Below are 18,597 nucleotides of genomic sequence, written 5' to 3'. Positions count from 1 at the left end.
GCCACACCACGGGAGTTCTCAACGATGAGTCCCAGACCCGGTCGCGCGGTCCGCCGCGCCCTCACCACGATCGCCCCCGCCACCGCCCTGCTCACCCTGACGGCGTGCGGGAGCGGCACCGCCCCGGCCGTCGGCTCCTCGCAGGCGGCGGCACCCGGCTCCCCCGGACTGACGGCGGCCCGCACGGCTCTGAAGACATACGCGCAGCGCCCGACCGCGATCTCCGTCACCCGGCCCGTCGGCAAGCCCGTCCCCAAGGGCAAGAAGATCGATTTCATCCTCTGCGGCGTCCAGTCCTGCAAGGACCTCGCCGACTTCTTCACCGAAGCCGCCGGGCAACTCGGCTGGAAGGTCAAGCAGGTCGCCACCCAGGGCACGCCGGAGTCCGTACAGGCGGCCTACGAGCAGGCCGTCCGCGACAGGCCCGACGCCGTGGTCGCCTCCGGCTTCCCGCGCGCGGTCTACAGCAAGCAGCTGGCACAGCTGAAGGCGGCCGGCATCCCCGTCATCCAGTCCAATGCCGACGACGTGGTGGGAGACGGCATCTCCCTGCTCAAGAACGGACCCAAGGACGTCGGCGTCCAGGGCCGGATGCTCGCCGCGTGGGTGGTGTCCAACAGCGGCGCCAAGGCTGACACCGTCTACTTCGACCTGCCGGCCTACACGATCCTCAAGCCCGTCAAGGACTCCTTCGCCGCCAACTACAAGCAGTGGTGCGCCGGTTGCGCACTGGACAACGTAGACGTACCGATCACCGCCGTGGGCAAGGACATGCCGGACCGCGTGGTGTCGTACCTGCGCAGCCACCCGAAGGTGACCCACGTCGTTTTCTCCCTGGGGCTGCTCAACGTGGGCGTGCCCGCCGCCCTGAAGACCGCCGGCATCACCGGCAAGCACATCGTCGTCAACGTCGGTGACGCGCAGAACTACCAGTACATCCAGAGCGATCTCACCGACGGCGCCATGGCCCTCAACTCCCACGAGACCGCCTGGCTCCAGGTCGACGCGCTGGCCCGGAACTTCACCGGCCAGTCCATGGCCGTGGACCAGAAGGCGGCGCTGCCCAACATGCTCGTCACCAAGGCCAACCTGCCCTCCGCCGACGGCGACTTCCCGATCGTCGACGGCTACCAGCAGCAGTTCAAGGCCCTGTGGGGCCTGAGTTGACCTGGCCGACCGCCGCCGGCCCCAGTCGGCGGCGGCATCCTTCCCGCCCGCAGACGGAGAACCAGCCGTGACTGACACCTCGTCAAGAACCCGACAGGACACGGACGATCGAGCCCGGCGCACCGACCGGCCGATACTGCGCGTGGCCGCTCTGTCGAAGCGGTTCGGCGGCACCCAGGCACTGAGCGACGTGGACCTCCAGGTCGCACCCGGCGAGATCCACGCCCTCATCGGACCCAACGGCTCCGGCAAGTCCACCCTCATCAAGATCCTCGCCGGCTACCACCACGCGGATCCGGGAGCGGTGGCCGAACTCGACGGCGAACCCTTCGGCCTCGGCCACGCCACCACCTCCCGCCACGACCGGCTCCGCTTCGTCCACCAGGAACTGGGCCTGGTGGGCGAGTTGAGCGCCATCGACAACCTCGCCCTCAGTCACGGCTTCGCCCGCACCGCCCTGGGCAACATCGACTGGCCACAGATGTCGAGGCGGACGACCGCCCTCGTCGAACGGTTCGGTGTCGGCATCGACGTACACCGTCCCCTGGCGAAGGCGACCCCCGTCCAGCGCACGGTGGTGACCATCGCCGCCGCGCTCCAGGGCTGGGAGGGCGGCCGCGGTGTCCTGGTGCTCGACGAGCCCACCGCCGTGCTTCCGCCCGGCGAGGTGGCCCGTCTCTTCGACATCGTGCGGGAGATCCGCGACGGCGGCGCCGGCGTCCTGTACGTCTCTCACCGCATGGACGAGATCTTCGCGCTCGCCGACCGCGTCACCGTCATCCGCGGCGGACGCCGCATCACCACCCGCCCGGTCGCCGAACTCACCCCACGCTCGCTGGCGGAACTGATGGCGGGAGAGGAGACGCACACCGCGACCGACACGCACCACCGTCCGGCGCCCTCCACCGATTCCGCCCCTTCCGTACTGCAGGTACGCGGCCTACGCGCCGGGCCACTGCGAGGAGTCGACCTCGAACTGGCACGCGGCGAGCGCCTGGGCATCACCGGTCTGGTCGGCTCCGGGCACGAGATCGTGCCGTACGTGGTGTGCGGGGCCCACACCGGACCGGTGAGCGGCCGGCTGCGGCTGCCGGAACGCTCCGAGCAGTGGACCGAGGCGCGCGACGCCGACACCCTGGGCCTTCCCATGGTCCCGGCGGACCGGGCGGCCGAGGGAGTCATCGGCGACTTCTCGGTCGGCGAGAACCTCACCCTCCCACTCCTGCGGCGACTGCGCGCCAAGGTCGGGCGGCTGCACAGGCGCCGCGAGTCCGCCCTGGTCGACGACTGGATCCGACGGGTCGGGGTGCACACGGCCGGCCCCGGCGCCCGGATCACCACCCTGAGCGGCGGCAACCAGCAGAAGGTCGTCATGGCCCGCTGTCTGGCCCAGCACCCGCCCGTCCTGGCGCTGTGCGAACCGACGGCCGGCGTGGACATCGCCACCCGCCTGCAGCTGTACGACCTGATAGAGCGACAGGCCGCGGAGGGCATGGGCGTCATCGTCTGCTCCTCCGACACCCAGGACCTGCTCGCGCTGTGCACCCGCGTCCTGGTGGTACGGGACGGCCGGATCGCACGGGAGATCCGCGGCCGGGACATCACCGAACGCGCGCTCGTGCACGCCATGGAAGGAACCGAGTGACATGACATCGACCCCGACCCGGGCGGTGCAACAACCGCCGTCCGCAGCGCAGCGGCCCGCGCCACTCCTGCGGGGGGCGCCGGTCCGACGGGTGGTGGCGGCCCTGTCGTTCCGGAACATCGGCGCGGTGTACGTATGGCTGGTCATCGTCGTGATCTTCTCGATCTGGGCGCCGGACACGTTCCCGACCGCCGTCACGGTCAAGCAGGTACTCAACGGCAACGCCGTGGCCGGCCTGGTGGCACTGAGCGTCGTACCGCCCCTGGCCGCACGCGTCTTCGACCTCTCGGTCGCCTACACCATGTCGCTCACCAGCGTGCTGACCGCCCGCTTCCTGGTCTCCGCCGGACTCGGTCCCGGCGTGGCGGTCGCCCTGGCGATGACCGCCGCGCTGCTGGTGGGAGTCGTCAACGGCATCGTGGTCGTGGTGCTGCGCGTCGACTCGTTCATCGCCACCCTGGCCACCGGCGCGCTGATCCAGTCACTGATCACCATGGTCACCGACGACAGCTCCATCACAGGTGTGCAGTTGCTCGCCAAGCCGTTCGCGAGCATCGCCCAGCTGGATGCGGGCGGCATCACCCTGCCGGTGCTGTATCTGCTGCTCGCCGCGCTGACCATCTGGTTCCTGCTGGAACACACCGCCACGGGACGCCGGTTGTACGCGACCGGCTTCAACGCCGACGCGGCCCGGCTGCAGGGCGTGCGCACCGACCGGCTGCGATTTCTGACGCTGGTGGCCTCTGCGCTGCTCTCCGGTTTCGCCGGTGTCGTCTTCGCGTCCTCGGTCGGTTCCGGATCGCCGACCGCGGGCACCCCGTATCTGCTGTCGGCCTACGCCGCCGCCTTCGTCGGGGCGACCCAGTTGCGTGCGGGCCGCTTCAACGCCTGGGGCACCGTGCTGGCGGTGCTCCTGCTCGGAACCGGAATCACGGGGCTGGGGCTCGCCACCAGCGCGCAGTGGGCCGCGAGTCTGTTCACCGGGTCCGTCCTCATCGTGGCACTGGTCCTGACGGGTGGGCGGCTCACCCTGCCCGCCGTTCTGCGCCGCCGGAGGGGGAGCCACTCGCGTGTCGGCTCCGAGGCGGCCTCGGAGGGCGACGCCCTGCCCACCATCGACAAGGAGAGCGCCAAGTGAAGGCTGTGCAGTACCGGAAGGTCGGCCAGGCTCCCGAGGTGGTAGAGGTTCCCGCGCCCCGGCCGGGGCCGGGGCAGGTGCTGTTGAAGGTGACCGCGGCGGGGCTGTGCCACTCCGACCTCGCCGTCATGGGGTGGCCCGAGGAGCAGTTCCCCTACCCGCTGCCGATGACGCTCGGCCATGAGGGTGTCGGCACCGTCGCGGAGGTGGGCAGCGCAGTCACGGCGGTGACAGAGGGCGACGAGGTGGCGGTGTACGGTCCCTGGGGCTGCGGTCAGTGTCCCAAGTGCGCGGTGGGCAAGGAGAACTGCTGCCCGCACGCCGCCGGGCTCGGCATCCTGCCGCCGGGGCTCGGCTCCCCCGGTGCGCTCGCCGAGTACATGCTCGTGGACTCGCCCCGCCATCTGGCGCCCTTGAACGGACTGGACCCGGTGCAGGCCGCCCCGCTCACCGACGCGGGGCTGACGCCCTATCACGCCATCGGCAGGTCACTGCCCAAGCTGGTTCCGGGCAGCACGGCGGTGGTCATCGGAGTCGGGGGCCTGGGGCATCTGGCCGTGCAGTTGCTCCGCGCTCTGACGCCGGCCACGGTGGTCGCCCTCGACGTGAGCAAGGAGAAGCTGGAGCTGGCCCACGCCGTGGGCGCGCACGAGACGCTGCTGTCCGACGGCGCGGCCGCCGCACGGGTGCGGGAGCTCACCGCCGGGATGGGAGCGGAAGTGGTCCTGGACTTCGTGGGGGCCGAGGCGACGCTCGCCGTGGCCGCGGCCTCGGTGGCCGTGGAGGGCGATGTGACGATCGTCGGCCTCGGCGGAGGGACTCTGGCAGTCGGCTTCGGCGGCGGGCTCCCGTTCGAGGTCTCCGCGTCGTTCCCCTACTGGGGCAGCCGCCGGGAGCTCATCGAGGTGGTCGAGCTGGCCCGGCTGGGGCTGGTCTCCTCGCACGTCGAGACCTTCACCCTCGACGAGGCGCCTGCGGCCTACGAGCGTCTGCACGCCGGTGAGATCAAGGGCCGTGCGGTGGTGCTGCCGCACGCGTGAGCCGCCCCCGCGCAGGGCCGGCGTCCGAGTCCGACTCAGGCGCCGGCCCGCTGCTGTGCGGGGCTGCGGCCGGTCACCGTGCGCTCCACGCAACGCCGGAGCACGGTCAGGAACTCCGGTGTCTGCCAGGGGCCGCGGTCCACGCGCCCGGTGTCGTCAACACCCAGGTCCTGCATGTCGTAGCGGCCCCTGCAGTGGCCGAGGGTGAAGTAGCAGACCTCGCCGGGACCGTGCCGCTTGAGGTACAACACCGGTCGGGGCGCGCTGTCGAGGGCCGCCGTGCCGCCCTCGGCGAAGCCACGGCAGGGCCCTGTGTACTCGGCGTGCAGCAGCACCTCCAGCTCCCCGTGCAGCTCACACACGTACAGTTCGTCGGTGACCGTGAACGGGCCGATCCCGGCGACCAGCGGATGGCCGGGATCGGTCACACGCACCTCGTACGGCGCGATCGGCGGGTGGGCCAGGAACTGGCTGCCGAGCAACTGGGCGAGTTCGCCGAGGAGGCGTGGGGTGGTGAACTCCCGTGTCCCGTCGTGGGTAGCTGGCTCGATCACCGCGTTGGTGCCGTGCAGGGCGAGCCAGCGACCGCCCCGCTCGACCAGCCGGGCGAGCGCTGCCCGCTGAGCTGGGCGGGGCCGGACGTCGCACGTGTAGGTGACCAGCAGGTCGGCCCGGTCGAGGGCGTCGAGGCAGTCGTAGTCCTGGTGGACGGTCGTGCGCACCCTCGGGTGCTCGCCGAGCAGTTCCAGCAGCCGCAGCCGCGCGTGGTCGAAGTCGTGCCAGCGGCCGCCGCAGACGAGTACGGCGTCCAGGCGGCCTGCCGGGCCCGCCACGGCTCAGTACTGGACGCGGGTGAGCAGCCCGCCGTCCACCACGAGGTTGACTCCCACGCAGAAGGAGCCGGTCCGTCCGAGCAGGAACGCCACCGCCGCGGCCACGTCCTCGGCGGTGCCGTAGCGGCCGATCGGAAGTTTGGCGAGTACTTCCTCGTAGACCTCCGGGCGGCTGGTGCGGATGGTCTCCCAGGCGCCGCCGGGGAAGTCGATGGGGCCGGGTGAGACGGTGTTGACGCGGATGCCCTTGGGTGCGAGGGCGTGCGCGAGGGCGGAGGCGTGCTGGACGACGGCCGCCTTGAGCGCGGAGTAGGAGTTCGCCCCGGCCGGGCGTGCGGTGTCGGAGGCGTTGGTGGTGCCGATGGCCACGACAGCGGCCCGGTCGGAGGCCTCCAGATGGGGCATGGCGGCTTCGACGAGTCCCGCGAAGGGGATCAGGTCGCCGCGCAGGCTGTCCTCCCAGGACTGGGGGCCTTTCACGTTGCCCGCCGACACGTTGGACACCAGCAGGTCCAGGCCGCCGAGTGCGCCGGCTGCCCGCTCCACGAAGCCGGCGAGGGCCTGCGGGTCGGTGACGTCGACCGCTTCCTCGAACACCGTGGCGCCCTCGGCGCGCAGTTCGGCGGCGGTCTTCGCCAGCCCTTCCGCACCTCGGGCGCACAGTGCCAGTGCGCAGCCCTCCGCCGCCAGTGTCGCGGCGATCGCCCGGCCTATGCCCCGGCTCGCACCGGTCACCAGCGCCTTGGCGCCCGTAAGTCCCAGATCCATCGATGTCACTCCTTCGTGATTGCCGAAATGAAGCCTGGTGCCTCAGTTGCCGGGGAGTTGCGAGAACGGCACCCGGTCCACCCGCGGCTCGGGCGGCAGCTTGAGCACCCGTTCGCCGATCAGGTTGCGCTGGATCTGATCGGTGCCTCCGGCCAGCCGGTAGCCGGGGGCTCCGAGGAGATGCTCGGTCCAGGCGAAGGTGCCCGGCTCCCCGGTGTCGGCGCTGATGCGCGCCCCCATCAGCTCGGCGGCGACCTGCCCTGTGCGGGTGAGCAGTTCGGAGGCCATGAGTTTGGTCAACGACGCCTCCGGGCCCGGCCGGCCGCCGGCCGCGCTGGTCCTGGCGACGCGTTCGACGGTCGCCGCGCGCAGGGCGGCGCGGACGTACAGGTCGGCGAGACGCTGGCGGACCAGCGGGTCGTCGGTGCGGCCGAGGGAGCGGGCGAGGACGAGGACATCGGTGAAGGTGCCGCCCTTGCGGCGGTTGCCACTGCCGGAGGCGGTGCGTTCGAAGGCGAGGGTGGTGGTGGCGACCTCCCAGCCCTGGCCGGGACGCCCGATCCGGAGCCGGTCCGGGACGCGTACGCCGCTGAGGAAGACCTCATTGAAGGAGGCGCCGCCGCTCATCTGACGGATGGGGCGCACCTCAACTCCGTCGGCGTCCATCGGGACCAGGAAGGCGGTGATGCCGGCCTGTTTGACGACGTCCGGGTCGGTGCGGGCGAGCAGCAGGCCGTAGTCGGCGAACTGGGCGCCCGAGGTCCACACCTTCTGACCGTCGATCACCCACTCGTCGCCCTCCCGCCGGGCGCGGGTGCGCAGGGCCGCGAGGTCCGATCCGGCGCCGGGCTCACTGAAGAGCTGGCAGGCCAGCAGGTCGGTGCGCAGGAAGGCGCGGGCGTGGTCGCGGCGCTGCTCGGCGGTCCCGAACAGGGAGACGGCCATCGCGACCAGGCGCACGGTGACGCTGATCAGCTCGGTCGACGGCGGTACCTCGAAGGCGGACTCCTCCTCGGCGAAGGCGGCCACATGGGCGGCGGTCAGGCCCGCGCCGCCCTTGTCCGCGGGGAGGGTGAGGGCCTGGTAGCCGGCGTCGAACCGGGCTCGCTGGTAGGCGCGGCAGCGCTCAAGCAGCAGGCGTTCCTCGCTCTCCGGAAGGTTGTGGAACACGGCGAGATCGGCGGCCCGGGTGCCGAAGTCCGGCGTCCGCGCCGGTTCCAGCACGGTGGCCAGCCACTGCCGGACCTGCCTGCGCCATGCGTCCGGATCCAGCTCGGACATGGCTCCTCCTCGGGCACTTACCAGACGGTGGATTGAGTATCCGGGTGTGGGACAGTGCGCCTTCACCCCCTGAATCAGGCGGTAATGACTCCGCCCCGGATCAGAGTGTTCCGCACTTTCTTGATAAACGCTACAGTCTCAGCATCTCCTCTCCCCTGAAATCGGGAGAGGCCCGAGGAGCCGCCGGAGGAGCCATGTCGCTGCTGCCACTCGACCGTCGCGCCCAGGAGTCACCCGACGAGCCCGCCCTGGCGGACGACCTGGACGTGCTGTCCTGGTCCCGCCTCGCCGACCGGGTGGCGCGGGCGGCGGCCCGGCTCCTCGAGCTCGCGCCCGGCCCCGACGACCGGATCGCCGTCCTCGGTGACAACGCGATCCCGACGCTGGTGGCCCACCTGGCCGGCCTGCGCGCCGGAGTGGGAACCGTGGCCACGTCCCGCAACCTCACCTCGGGCGAGCTCGTCGAGCAGATCATCGACGCGGGCGTGACCGGGATCGTCGCCGGACCCGTCGGCGCGGGTGCCGCACTCGACGCGGCCCGGGAACTCGGCCTGCCGGTGGTGCTCCACGGAACCCCGGCGCTCGGCCACGCCTTCGACTGGGACCGGTGGCTGGCCGCCGCACCCACCGGGCACACCCTCCCCGAGGGCCGACCCGCCCGGCCTCCGCTCGTCTACACCTCCGGAACCACCGGACGGGCACGCGGCACCGAGGTGCGCTGGGTCAGCGCCCCGGTCACCGACAGCTCCGCCTACCTCGCCGCGATGTCCGCCCGGCCCGGATTCCCGCCGGGACCACACCTGGTGTGCGGTCCCCTGCAGCACAACGCCCCGCTGACCTCGCTACGGCACCTCGCGGCCGGTCAGCCGGTGGTCGTCCTCGGCAGATACGACGCGGAGACGTTCCTGAGCCGCGTGGACAAGTGGCGCATCTCCTCGACGGTCATGGTGCCCACCCACTTCCAACGCCTGCTCGCCCTCCCGGACGAGGCCCGCGCCCGGTACGACGTCTCCAGCCTGCGGCAGGTCTCCCACACCGGCTCCGCGTGTCCGCCGGACGTCAAGCGAGCCATGATCGACTGGTTCGGTCCCGTGCTGACCGAGTCCTACGGCGCCAGCGAAGCGGGCACCGTGGCACGTATCAGCAGCGAGGAGTGGCTGGCCCACCCGGGCTCGGTCGGGCGGGTGCGTCCCCCCTTCGAGGTCCTGGTCACCGATGACGACGGCCGGCAACTGCCGCCCGGCGAACCAGGACTGCTGGCCTTCCGGGCCCCGGAGGACCAGGGCGTCCGCTACCACGCGGACCCGGACAAGACCAAGGCCGCCCACATCGCCCCCGGTGTGTTCACCCTCGGCGACATCGGCCATGTCGACGCGGACGGCTACATCTTCATCACCGACCGGGCCGCGGACACGGTGGTCTCCGGCGGGGTCAACCTCTACCCGGCCGAGAGCGAGGCCGTACTGCGACAGCATCCGGCGGTCGCCGAGGTCGCCGTCATCGGCGTGCCCGACCCCGACTTCGGCGAGTCCCTGCGGGCACTGGTCGTGGCCCCGGACGACCCGCCCGCCGACGAACTGGACCGCTTCTGCCGCGAGCGCCTCGCCGCCTACAAGTGCCCCAAGTCGTACGAGTTCGTGCCCGAACTCCTGCGCAACGCGATGGGCAAACTCGACAAACGCGCGATGCGCCGCCCCTACTGGGCCTCCGAACGGACCATCGCCGGCTGAGCCGCTCACCCCTGTTCCCGCTGCCACCCGCCCTTGTGCCCCTCACCCCCGCGAAGGTTCACCATGACCGAACTCCTCCTCATCCGGCACGGCCTCCCGCTGGCCGGCGTGTTCGACCCGGGGCTGGCCCCGCAGGGCACCACCCAGGCCGAACATCTCGCCGCCTGGCTCGGACACGAGGACCTCGACGCCCTGTACGTCAGCCCCTACCGGCGGGCCCGCGAGACCGCCGCGCCCCTGGAACGGCTCACCGGCATGACCGCCACCGTCCTCGACGACCTGCGCGAGTGGGACACGGACGTGTCCCAGCCCTACACACCGCCCGAGCAGATCGGCGCCGACGATCCCCGGGCGGCGGCACTCGCCGAGGGACGCTTCGAGGACTTCGTGCCCGACCTGGACCGGGACGCCTTTCGGGCCCGCGCCGTCCGCGCCATGAACACCATCCTCGACGCCCATCCCGGCGGACGGGTCGCGGCCGTCTGCCACGGCGGCATCACCAACACCTACCTGGCGACGGTGCTGGGCCTGCCCACCATGTTCTGGTTCCACCCCGACTACACGTCCGTCAGCCGGGTGCGACGCATGCCCGGCGGACGCACCGTCCTGCACTCGGTCAACGAGACGGCCCATCTGATCGCCGACCGTGCCGTGGACGCCGGCACGGCCGCCTGATCCCGTCCCCCACCCCAGGAGGTCCCGGCCATGCCCGGATCCGTCATCGTCGCCGGTACCAGGACGCCCATCGGCAAACTGCTGGGCGCCCTCGGCTCCCTGCCCGCCGTCGACCTCGGCGCCCACGCCATCCGCGCGGCCCTCGCCGCCGTGGACCTGGAGCCGGCGGCCGTGGAAGCCGTCGTCATGGGCCATGTCGTCCAGGCCGGCGCCGGCCCCAACCCGGCACGGCAGGCCGCGGTCCGGGCCGGCATCCCCTTCTCCGTGCCCGCGAGCACCGTCAACAAGCTCTGCCCGTCCGGACTGCACGCCATCGCCCTGGCCGACCTCATGATCGCCTCCGGCCGTCACGACGTGGTCGTGGCCGGCGGCATGGAGTCCATGTCGAACGCCCCGCACCTGCTGCGCGGAGCCCGCACCGGCTGGAAGTACGGCTCGGCGACGACGGCGGACGCCCTCGACCGCGATGCCCTCGTCTGCGCCTTCGACGGCGTCTCCATGGGCGCGGCGACCGAACGCTACCAACGGCCGTTCGACCTGACCCGCGGGGAACAGGACGAGTACAGCGCGCTCTCCCATCAACGGACCGCCCAGGCCCAGGAGTCGGGTGCGCTGTCCGAGGAGATCACTCCCGTCACCGTGGCCGGGCGCCGGGGCGAGACGGTGGTCGCCACCGACGAGGGCGTACGCCCCGGGACCACCGGCGACAGCCTGGGACGCCTGAAGCCGGCCTTCGCCGACGCGGGCACCATCACCCCCGGCAACGCCTCACAGCTCTCCGACGGCGCCGCGGCCGTCGTCATGATGAGCGCCGAGCGCGCCCGGCGGGAAGGGCTGACGCCGCTCGCCGAGATCGGTGCCTACGGCACGGTCGCGGGCCCCGACCCCTCGCTGCTCGTCCAGCCGGCCGGCGCGATCCGCGACGCGCTGTCCCGGGACGGCCGGCTCAAGACCGCCGACCTGGACCTGTTCGAGATCAACGAGGCGTTCGCCTCGGTGGCCCTGGCCTCCGTACGGGAGCTGGACATCCCCCTGGACAAGGTGAACGTCAACGGCGGAGCGATCGCGCTCGGACACCCGGTCGGCATGACCGGAGCCCGGCTGGTCCTGACCCTCGCGACCGAACTGCGCCGGCGCGGAGGCGGCAGCGGAGCGGCCGCTCTGTGCGGGGGCGGCGGCCAGGGCGACGCACTCCTGTTGCACGTGCCGACACCGGCCTGAACCCGGAGCTGAACACCATGAACGACCAACAGCCCACGGTCGACGCCACTCTCACCGTCGAGACCCGCACCCGGGCCGCGGACGGCGTCCTCTCCCTCACCCTGCGCCGCCCGGACGGCGGTTCACTGCCCGCCTGGACGCCGGGCGCCCACATCGACGTACTCCTCGACGGCGACGACGGCAGCGACCTGATCCGTCAGTACTCCCTGTGCGGGCACCCCGCCGAACGCGAGGCCTGGCAGATCGCCGTACTGCGCGAGCCCGAAGGCCGAGGTGGCTCCGCATACGTCCACGACCACCTGCACGAAGGCGCCAAGGTACGGGTCCGCGGACCCCGGAACAACTTCCCGCTGCGGCCGGCCGCACGCCATCTCTTCATCGCCGGCGGTGTCGGTATCACGCCCATCCTGCCCATGGTCGAGGCGGCCGAGGCCGCGGGAGCCGACTGGCGTCTCCTGTACGGCGGCCGCACCCGGACCTCCATGGCCCTCCTGGACCGTCTCACCCCGTACGGGGACCGGGTACTCGTCCGTCCGCAGGACGAGTACGGCCTGCTGGACCTCGCCGCGTTCCTCGGCGTGCCCGAGGAAGGCACCCTGGTCCACGCCTGCGGTCCCGAACCCCTGCTGCGCGCGGTGCAGGAGCAGTGCGCGACCTGGCCGCCCGGCACCCTGGGCGTCGAACGCTTCGCCCCGGTGCGGACGGCCGGGACCGGCCCGGCCGATGCCTTCGAGGTGGAGCTCGCCCGTTCCGGGCTCGTCCTCACGGTGGCGCCGGACCGTTCGGTGCTCGAAACCGTCGAGGAGGCCGGCGTAGCGGTCGACTTCTCCTGCCGGGAGGGCACCTGCGGCACCTGCGAGACCGACGTGCTCGACGGCACCCCCGACCACCGCGACTCGCTGCTGTCCGAGGACGAGCGAGCCGCCGGCGACACCATGCTCATCTGCGTCTCCCGCTCGTGCGGACCCCGCCTCGTCCTCGACCTGTGACGGCGATCGGCTCCGATCGGACAACGACTCATCAGAGAGGACCCCGGATGGACCCCGTTACCCGCCTCGGCGTCGTCGGCTGCGGCCTCATGGGCTCCGGCATCGCCGAAGTCGCCGCCCGCAGCGGCATCGACGTCCGTGTCGCCGAGGCCACGCCCGACGCGGTCGAGGCAGGCCGCCGCCGACTCACCGCGTCCCTCGACCGAGCCCTGAGGAGTCACAAACTCAGCGAGGAACAGCGGGACCGAGCCCTCGCCAAGGTGTCCTTCACCCATGGCCTCGCCGACTTGGCCGACCGTCAGTTCGTCATCGAGGCGGTCGCCGAGAACCGCGACATCAAGACCGACGTCCTGCGCGCCCTGGACAAGGCGGTCGAGGACCCGGCGGCGGTCCTGGCCACCAACACCTCCTCGATCCCCGTCGTCGATCTCGCCGTCGTCACCGAACGGCCGACGCGGGTCATCGGCATGCACTTCTTCAACCCCGTGCCCGTGCAGCAGCTGGTCGAGCTCATTCCCGCCCTCACCACCGACGCCGACACCGTGCTCCGCACCCGCGGCCTCGCGCAGCAGTTGGGCAAGCAGGCCATCCAGGCGCCCGACCGTTCCGGCTTCGTCGTCAACGCCCTCCTCGTGCCCTATCTGCTCGGCGCGGTGCGGATGGTGGAATCCGGCTCGGCACGGCCGGAGGACATCGACCGGGGCATGGAACTCGGCTGCGCCCATCCCATGGGGCCGTTGCGCCTGCTGGACCTCATCGGCCTCGACACCGCCCAGGCCGTGGCCGAGTCGATGTACGAGGAGTTCAAGGAGCCGTTGTACGCGCCACCCGCCCTGCTGCGCCGCATGGTCGCCGCAGGCCACCTCGGCCGCAAGAGCGGCCGCGGCTTCCACACCTACGACACCTGAACAATGGTCGACCGCCGTAAGATCCTGCCTCCCCTCTCGAAGGCATTCAGTCATCCCCCGCCTGCAGTCGCGCCCCGCCGCGAGCGGGACGCCGATCTACTCACAGCCGCGGCCCAGGCCGGCCCGCCGAGCCCGTGGAAGCCGGCGGCCGGACCCACAGCCCATCGAACTGTCGGGACGACAGGATTTGAACCTGCGACCCCTTGCCCCCACGGAGTGAGAACCACGGGAACTACCTGCGCATATCAGATAAAACTAGGGTACAGAACGTACATCCTGCGCATGCTGTGCAGGGTCGCGAGCACCGCATGGTCCCCAATTGGTCCCCCACCCGAGGCACCGAACGCATCGGCTCTGGGGGTGAAGGCAAACTAATCCTGCCTCACCTTGAACTCCTGCCATGGAGTATGGCCACGCCGCCTCGGGTAGGGGCACCTTCGTACGTGACAGTGGAGGAACGGGCCAGGCCCGGACGTCCATTCTCGTCCCGCTCCCGCGACGGCATGCCCCGGTGGCCCCACCGTCACCGTCCTTCCGAGACGCCGCCTCCCAGGGACGCCCCGCACCTCATGTACCGAACTCCTCATGGCGCCCACCACCTCTCTGGGGTGGCAGGGACGGCAATCGGACAGGATCGCCGTCCCTGTCCCCGGTGGTTCAGAGGATCCTGATCTGGTCCATGCGGACCCCGCCCGGGTTGTTCGGGAAGGTGTAGACGGTGTTCCTGTCGATCGGCGTGGCCGGCTGCCACCTTCCGTCCCCGTACCACTGGACGCGGTTGTTGCCGGTCGAGATCCGGTGCAGCCACATATTGGCACCCGTCATGTCCCACGTTCCGGCGTTGGCGAGACACCAGTCGTAGGATCCACCGGAGTCGGTTGTGTGGACCGTGATCTGCAGGAAGTCGCTACGGCCACACGACACCGTATTGATCGCGAACGCGTCCGTCGTTGTGACGGCGGTCAGCGAGGCCGTCAGTGCCAGGGTCGTCGTCGCGGCCAGAGCCACCCGCTTGGCGATCTGCTTCATGGAAATTCTCCGCCTCCTGGAAGTTGTCCTGCTCTTTGGGGCAACTGCCGGTGGTTCAGAGAATCCTGATCCAGGATGCGCTCACACCACCGGGGTGGTTCGGCCAGGTCATGACGGTCCACTGGTTGATCCCATCGGCGGGCTGCCAGGCCGCGTCCCCGAACCACTGGACGCGGTTGTTGCCGGTCGAGATCCGGGTGATCCACGAGTTGCCGGGCAGGGCGATGGTTCCGGCGTTTGCGAAGCACAGGTCGGAGTCGGAGTGGCCGGCCTGGTGGTACGTGACCTGTACGAAGTCACTCCGGCCGCAGTCGACCTGATTGATCGCGGACGCGTCCGTCGCGGTGAGGGCAGTCAGTGACACCGTCAGCGCCAGGGTCGTCGTCGCGGCCAGAGCCGCCCGCTCGGCGAGTTGTTTCATGGAGATTCTCTACCTTTCGGAAGTCGACAAAGAACGAGTCGGTCGACTGTCCATACGAACCGGCGGTGGACCAGGTTGCATCGCCTCGGCAGAGTTTTTCGAGCCTGCCCCTCAGGGCGACTTCGACGGCGGAACGGGCGTCGTGGCCAATGGGGCCCGGGGCCAGTACTTCGCGAACCGGAGTCGTGTGACAGGCGGGATCCCAACGACCCCGAGGCCGGAGTCACTTGGAGTGGCTCCGGCCTCTGTCATGCGGAGGGTGTGGCCCAGGGGTCCGCCGGTGCATGGCCCTCGATGTCGACCACCGACCCGGTCCGCAACCGGTCGTAGAGCCACTTTGCGTCGGCCGTCCGCAGGCCGATCCAGCCGGACGTCATGTCGTAGACACCCGGCACCGTCTCGTCGGTGGCAAAGCCGAAGAGGGCCGTCGTCTTCCCGTCGTCCGCGCGGAGCCGGATCACCCAGGGGACGTTGTACCGGAGGTCGCGTGGTCGGCCGACCACCGCTCCCGACACCATGGCGACGTCGACCCTGGAGACGACGGTCATCCGCCCGGTCGGGGTCGGGGTGCGTACGAAGCCGGACGAGACGGGCATGCTCCGGCCGCCGGCCTTGAGAAGCCGCGACGAGAGATCCACCTCGGCGTCGGGCGGCGGCTGCTGCATGAGCGTGCTCGTCGGGCGTGTGGCCGGCATGTCCCGTCGTCCGGTGCCCGATCCGCCGAGGCTCAGCACCAGTGCCAGGGCCACGGCCGCCACGGCGGCCGTCCCGCCGAGGGCCGCGATCGTATGACGCCGACGCCTGCGCCGCTGGGCGAGGCGGCGGACGTCGGCGCCGGAGGACGGCGGCAACTGCTCGGCGGACTCGGCGAGTACACGCAGGTCGTCGGTGAGGTCATCGGACACGGCCGTCCTCCCTCTCCCCGAACTCCGCGTATTCGGTGCCCAGTTCCTGCTGTAGCGCGACCCGGCCACGGGACAGCCGGGCCTTTACCGTCCCCACGGGCGCGCCGGTCTCGGAGGCTACCTGCTCGACGCTCAGGTCGCACAGATGGTGCAGTACGACCGCCATGCGCTGCGCCTCGGGCAGCCGCCGCAGCGCGGCGACGAGATCGGCGAGATGGGTGTGCTGCGACTCCGGGCCGGGAGTGCTCTCGGGTGGCGGCGTCCGGCGCACCAGTTCCAGCCACCGTCGCGCCCGCCGCCACCGGCTCACCGCGAGCCGCATCGCCACCGTCCTGACCCACGCCTCGGGCGCTCCGTCGGCAAGGAAGTCCCGCCGCCGGTCCCAGGCCCGTACGAACGCCTCCTGGACGACGTCCTGCGCCTCCCCGCGGTCCCCGGTGAAGGCGTAGAGCTGGCCGGTCAGCCGGGGGAACGCGGCGGCGTAGAACGCATCGAACTCATCCTCCGTCATTTTCCCTGGCGTCCCTTGCAACCCGGTGGTCCCTGCCGTGCGTACAGGTCCCGTACGTCGCACATCGAAACACACCGCAGGGGGATCATGATGACCAGCACCAGAGCCAAGACCTCCCATTCTCCCTCTCCCCGTGGCGACTTCACGGCCTACGCCAACGAAGCCTGGCCCCGCCTCCTGCGCACCGCCCGCCTCCTCACCGGCGACGCGGACGAGGCGGCCGACCTGGCACGGGCGGCGCTGGCTCAGACGTACGCGCGCAGACGGAGGGTGCCGAGGGACGACGCCGACTTCTATGTGCGGCGGACATTGGTACGGCTGCACGGCCGCCGCCGTTCGCCCCGAGGCCGACGCCGACTCACGGCGCTCGGGCGTGCGTTGGCGGACCTGCCCGTCCGGCAGCGGGTCGTGCTCGTGCTGCGCCACGGCGACGGACTCGCCGAGTCGGAGATCGCCGAGGTTCTGGGCTGCTCGCAGGGCGCGGTGACGTCGTACGCGCGGCGGGGACTGGTTGCCCTGAGTACCCGCTCTCTCCCGGAGGTTCGCCGATGAACCGCACCGAGGCACGCCAAGTCGATCTGCGACGCGTCGAATTGAGTGAGGCGTTCGCGGCCGAGGTGCGTGATCTGGTGCCGTCGCCGCTCCCGCTGGCGCGGATCGAGCGCGAGGGGCGTGCGTGGAGGAGGCGGCGGCGGGTCCGGTGGCTGGCGGCAGTCGCTCTGCTGCTCGGGGGGATCGCCTACGTCGTCGTACCGCGCGTGACCTCGAGGACCGCCTCCGGAGCACTGACGCCCTCCACCGGGGCGGCGACGATACGGGTCGTGGCGGCGGGCGAGCATGTACGCCCCCTGCACGACGAGGAGTTGTGGCTGACGAAGGAGGGAGAGCACTTGTCGGCGGCGCCGGGGCTGGTCCTGGCGCCCCCAGGACGGGCCGGAGGCAAGGCCGCGGTGACCATGACGGTGCTGGGTACGGGCAACCGCTATCTCATGACCGGCACCTACCGGGGGCAGACGCCCGCGGCCGGCGTGACCTTGCGCACACCGTTCGGCACGACGTCCGGCACACTGCTGACACTCGCGGGCGGCCCCGGCTGGAGCGCGTACTACGCGATCGGCGAACTCCCCAAGGACGAACAACGGTTGCTGGATGCGCGGGTGACGATCCACGACGCACGGGGCGCGGTCCTGGCACAGGGCGGGGTGGCCCGGTGAGCAGCGCGACGGACGTGCCCCATGAGATCCACGAGAAGCCCGTACGCCATCGTCGCCGGGTCCCCTTCCGCGTCCGCACCCGGCGCCGCCGCGCCCGCCGGATCCGCCGCGCACTCATCGCCGCACTGGTCCTCCTCCTGGCCCTGTGCACCGCGGTCGTCGTCGCCTATCGGCTGACGGTCATCCCCGCCCCGCATCCGGAGACGGTCATCCAGAGCACGGTGTTCCTGGACGCGAGCGGGCAGTACCTGGGCCGGCGCGGCCCGGTGGACCGGCAGGACGTGCCCCTGTCCCAGGTGCCGCGCGAGGTGCAGGACGCGGTGATCGCGGCGGAGAACCGCTCCTTCCGCACGGACTCGGGCGTCTCACCGACCGCTATCGCGCGGGCCGCCTGGTCCACGCTGAGCGGCGCGGAACGGCAGGGCGGCTCGACGATCACGCAGCAGTACGTGAAGAACGCGCTGCTCACCCCCGAGCAGTCGCTGTCCCGCAAGGCGCGCGAGGCGCTGATCGCCCTCAAGCTGGACCGCACCCGCTCCAAGGACGTGATCCTCAAGGGGTACCTGAACACCGTGTACTTCGGCCGGGGGGCGGCCGGCATCGAGTCGGCGGCCCGCAACTACTTCGGCGTCGACGCGAAGGACCTGGACCTCTCCCAGGGCGCGGCACTGGCGGCGATCATCAACCTGCCGTCGTACTACGAACGAGTCGGTGCGGACGCGAAGGTGACGGCGAAGCTGCAGGAGCGGTGGGCGTGGGTCCTGGACGGCATGCGCGCGGCGGGCACGATCACGGCCGGGGAGCGGACGTCGGCCCTCTTCCCGGCCTTCCGTTTCTATCCGCCGGGCGACACGGACGGGCAGCGCCAGTACCTGATCGACGCGGCGGCGGCCGAGGCGGCCGACCGGCTGGGCATCACCCAGGACCAGTTGGCGCGGAGCGGTTACACGGTCCGTACGACATTCGACATCGAGGCTCAGGACGACACCGCTGAGCAGGTGGGCCACGCTCCGCCGGCCGCCAAGAGGCAAGGCCGGGAAGTTAAGGCTGGCTGGGGCGCTGTCCAGGCGCGGGTGGGCGTGCTGGCCCTGCGGTGAATGACGAACGGGACCGCTGGTAGAT

General features: G+C 71.3%; 19 protein-coding genes. 12 read left to right on the top strand and 7 right to left on the bottom strand.

All coding sequences use genetic code 11. The features are described 5' to 3' along the window. Window positions 1-24 precede the first annotated feature (24 nt). The 4 genes from AB0N07_RS36155 to AB0N07_RS36140 all read left to right on the top strand — a co-directional run bounded on the left by AB0N07_RS36155 (window position 25) and on the right by AB0N07_RS36140 (window position 4,990). On the top strand, window positions 25-1,167 hold the full coding sequence (locus AB0N07_RS36155) for a substrate-binding domain-containing protein (RefSeq protein ID WP_365842557.1): 1,143 nt from the start codon (window positions 25-27) through the stop codon (window positions 1,165-1,167). A gap of 67 nt (window positions 1,168-1,234) precedes the next feature. Beyond that, entirely contained in the window at window positions 1,235-2,812 is a 1,578-nt protein-coding gene (locus AB0N07_RS36150) for a sugar ABC transporter ATP-binding protein (protein WP_365842555.1), read from the top strand. Window position 2,813: 1 nt separating this feature from the next. Next, window positions 2,814-3,950, top strand: a complete 1,137-nt coding sequence (locus tag AB0N07_RS36145) for an ABC transporter permease (RefSeq protein WP_365842553.1) — start codon at window positions 2,814-2,816, stop codon at window positions 3,948-3,950. Next, entirely contained in the window at window positions 3,947-4,990 is a 1,044-nt protein-coding gene (locus AB0N07_RS36140; protein WP_365842551.1) for an NAD(P)-dependent alcohol dehydrogenase, read from the top strand. The genes AB0N07_RS36145 and AB0N07_RS36140 overlap by 4 nt, the downstream gene beginning before the upstream one ends. A 35-nt stretch (window positions 4,991-5,025) precedes the next feature. Here the strand turns inward: AB0N07_RS36140 and AB0N07_RS36135 are convergent, their stop codons facing one another. Genes AB0N07_RS36135 through AB0N07_RS36125 form a run of 3 tightly spaced genes read right to left on the bottom strand, consistent with a single transcriptional unit; the run spans window position 5,026 to window position 7,872 of the window. Continuing rightward, window positions 5,026-5,823, bottom strand: coding sequence for a ThuA domain-containing protein (locus tag AB0N07_RS36135; RefSeq protein WP_365842549.1), 798 nt, complete (start codon window positions 5,821-5,823; stop codon window positions 5,026-5,028). A 3-nt stretch (window positions 5,824-5,826) separates the two neighbouring features. Further along, window positions 5,827-6,591 carry an SDR family oxidoreductase gene (locus tag AB0N07_RS36130; protein WP_365842547.1) on the bottom strand — a complete coding sequence of 255 codons (765 nt, stop codon included), beginning with the start codon at window positions 6,589-6,591 and terminating at the stop codon, window positions 5,827-5,829. Window positions 6,592-6,633: 42 nt separating this feature from the next. After that, window positions 6,634-7,872 (bottom strand): acyl-CoA dehydrogenase family protein, encoded by a 1,239-nt coding sequence (locus tag AB0N07_RS36125; protein ID WP_365842545.1) that lies wholly within the window; start codon window positions 7,870-7,872, stop codon window positions 6,634-6,636. Between the two features lie 194 nt (window positions 7,873-8,066). On the opposite strand from AB0N07_RS36125, the gene AB0N07_RS36120 reads away from it, so the two are divergent. The 5 genes from AB0N07_RS36120 to AB0N07_RS36100 all read left to right on the top strand — a co-directional run bounded on the left by AB0N07_RS36120 (window position 8,067) and on the right by AB0N07_RS36100 (window position 13,395). Next, a complete protein-coding gene (locus tag AB0N07_RS36120) occupies window positions 8,067-9,602 on the top strand; it encodes an AMP-binding protein (protein WP_365842543.1) in 1,536 nt (511 codons plus the stop codon). Between the two features lie 63 nt (window positions 9,603-9,665). After that, on the top strand, window positions 9,666-10,277 hold the full coding sequence (locus tag AB0N07_RS36115; protein WP_365842541.1) for a histidine phosphatase family protein: 612 nt from the start codon (window positions 9,666-9,668) through the stop codon (window positions 10,275-10,277). Between the two features lie 30 nt (window positions 10,278-10,307). After that, window positions 10,308-11,498: an acetyl-CoA C-acyltransferase gene (locus tag AB0N07_RS36110; RefSeq protein WP_365842539.1), complete on the top strand. Its 1,191-nt coding sequence runs from the start codon at window positions 10,308-10,310 to the stop codon at window positions 11,496-11,498. 17 nt (window positions 11,499-11,515) lie between these two features. Then, entirely contained in the window at window positions 11,516-12,487 is a 972-nt protein-coding gene (locus AB0N07_RS36105) for a PDR/VanB family oxidoreductase (protein ID WP_365842537.1), read from the top strand. 47 nt (window positions 12,488-12,534) lie between these two features. Then, a complete protein-coding gene (locus tag AB0N07_RS36100) occupies window positions 12,535-13,395 on the top strand; it encodes a 3-hydroxybutyryl-CoA dehydrogenase (RefSeq protein ID WP_365842535.1) in 861 nt (286 codons plus the stop codon). A 657-nt stretch (window positions 13,396-14,052) separates the two neighbouring features. Here AB0N07_RS36100 and AB0N07_RS36095 read toward each other — a convergent pair. The 4 genes from AB0N07_RS36095 to AB0N07_RS36080 form a co-directional block, all read right to left on the bottom strand. Then, complete coding sequence (locus tag AB0N07_RS36095) at window positions 14,053-14,424, bottom strand: beta/gamma crystallin domain-containing protein (protein WP_365842533.1); 372 nt, start codon at window positions 14,422-14,424, stop codon at window positions 14,053-14,055. A 55-nt stretch (window positions 14,425-14,479) separates the two neighbouring features. Further along, on the bottom strand, window positions 14,480-14,845 hold the full coding sequence (locus tag AB0N07_RS36090) for a beta/gamma crystallin domain-containing protein (RefSeq protein ID WP_365842531.1): 366 nt from the start codon (window positions 14,843-14,845) through the stop codon (window positions 14,480-14,482). Window positions 14,846-15,093: 248 nt separating this feature from the next. Continuing rightward, the gene (locus AB0N07_RS36085) at window positions 15,094-15,750 is read right to left on the bottom strand and encodes a L,D-transpeptidase (protein ID WP_365842529.1); all 657 of its coding nucleotides are present in this window, start codon (window positions 15,748-15,750) and stop codon (window positions 15,094-15,096) included. Then, window positions 15,740-16,261 carry a SigE family RNA polymerase sigma factor gene (locus tag AB0N07_RS36080; RefSeq protein WP_365842527.1) on the bottom strand — a complete coding sequence of 174 codons (522 nt, stop codon included), beginning with the start codon at window positions 16,259-16,261 and terminating at the stop codon, window positions 15,740-15,742. The genes AB0N07_RS36085 and AB0N07_RS36080 overlap by 11 nt, the downstream gene beginning before the upstream one ends. A gap of 90 nt (window positions 16,262-16,351) precedes the next feature. Here AB0N07_RS36080 and AB0N07_RS36075 point away from each other — a divergent pair, with 90 nt between their 5' ends. From AB0N07_RS36075 to AB0N07_RS36065, 3 genes are read left to right on the top strand one after another with little or no spacing between them, the layout of a single operon-like run. Further along, a complete protein-coding gene (locus AB0N07_RS36075; protein WP_365842525.1) occupies window positions 16,352-16,813 on the top strand; it encodes a sigma factor-like helix-turn-helix DNA-binding protein in 462 nt (153 codons plus the stop codon). Next, window positions 16,810-17,475 carry a hypothetical protein gene (locus AB0N07_RS36070; protein ID WP_365842523.1) on the top strand — a complete coding sequence of 222 codons (666 nt, stop codon included), beginning with the start codon at window positions 16,810-16,812 and terminating at the stop codon, window positions 17,473-17,475. The genes AB0N07_RS36075 and AB0N07_RS36070 overlap by 4 nt, the downstream gene beginning before the upstream one ends. Beyond that, window positions 17,472-18,572 (top strand): biosynthetic peptidoglycan transglycosylase, encoded by a 1,101-nt coding sequence (locus AB0N07_RS36065; RefSeq protein WP_365842521.1) that lies wholly within the window; start codon window positions 17,472-17,474, stop codon window positions 18,570-18,572. The genes AB0N07_RS36070 and AB0N07_RS36065 overlap by 4 nt, the downstream gene beginning before the upstream one ends. The last annotated feature ends 25 nt before the right edge of the window (window positions 18,573-18,597 follow it).

It is taken from the genome of Streptomyces sp. NPDC051172, assembly GCF_040682555.1.
GTDB lineage: Bacteria > Actinomycetota > Actinomycetes > Streptomycetales > Streptomycetaceae > Streptomyces.
Note: the sequence above shows the minus strand (reverse complement) of the source record. Positions and strands in the feature narration are given on the sequence as shown.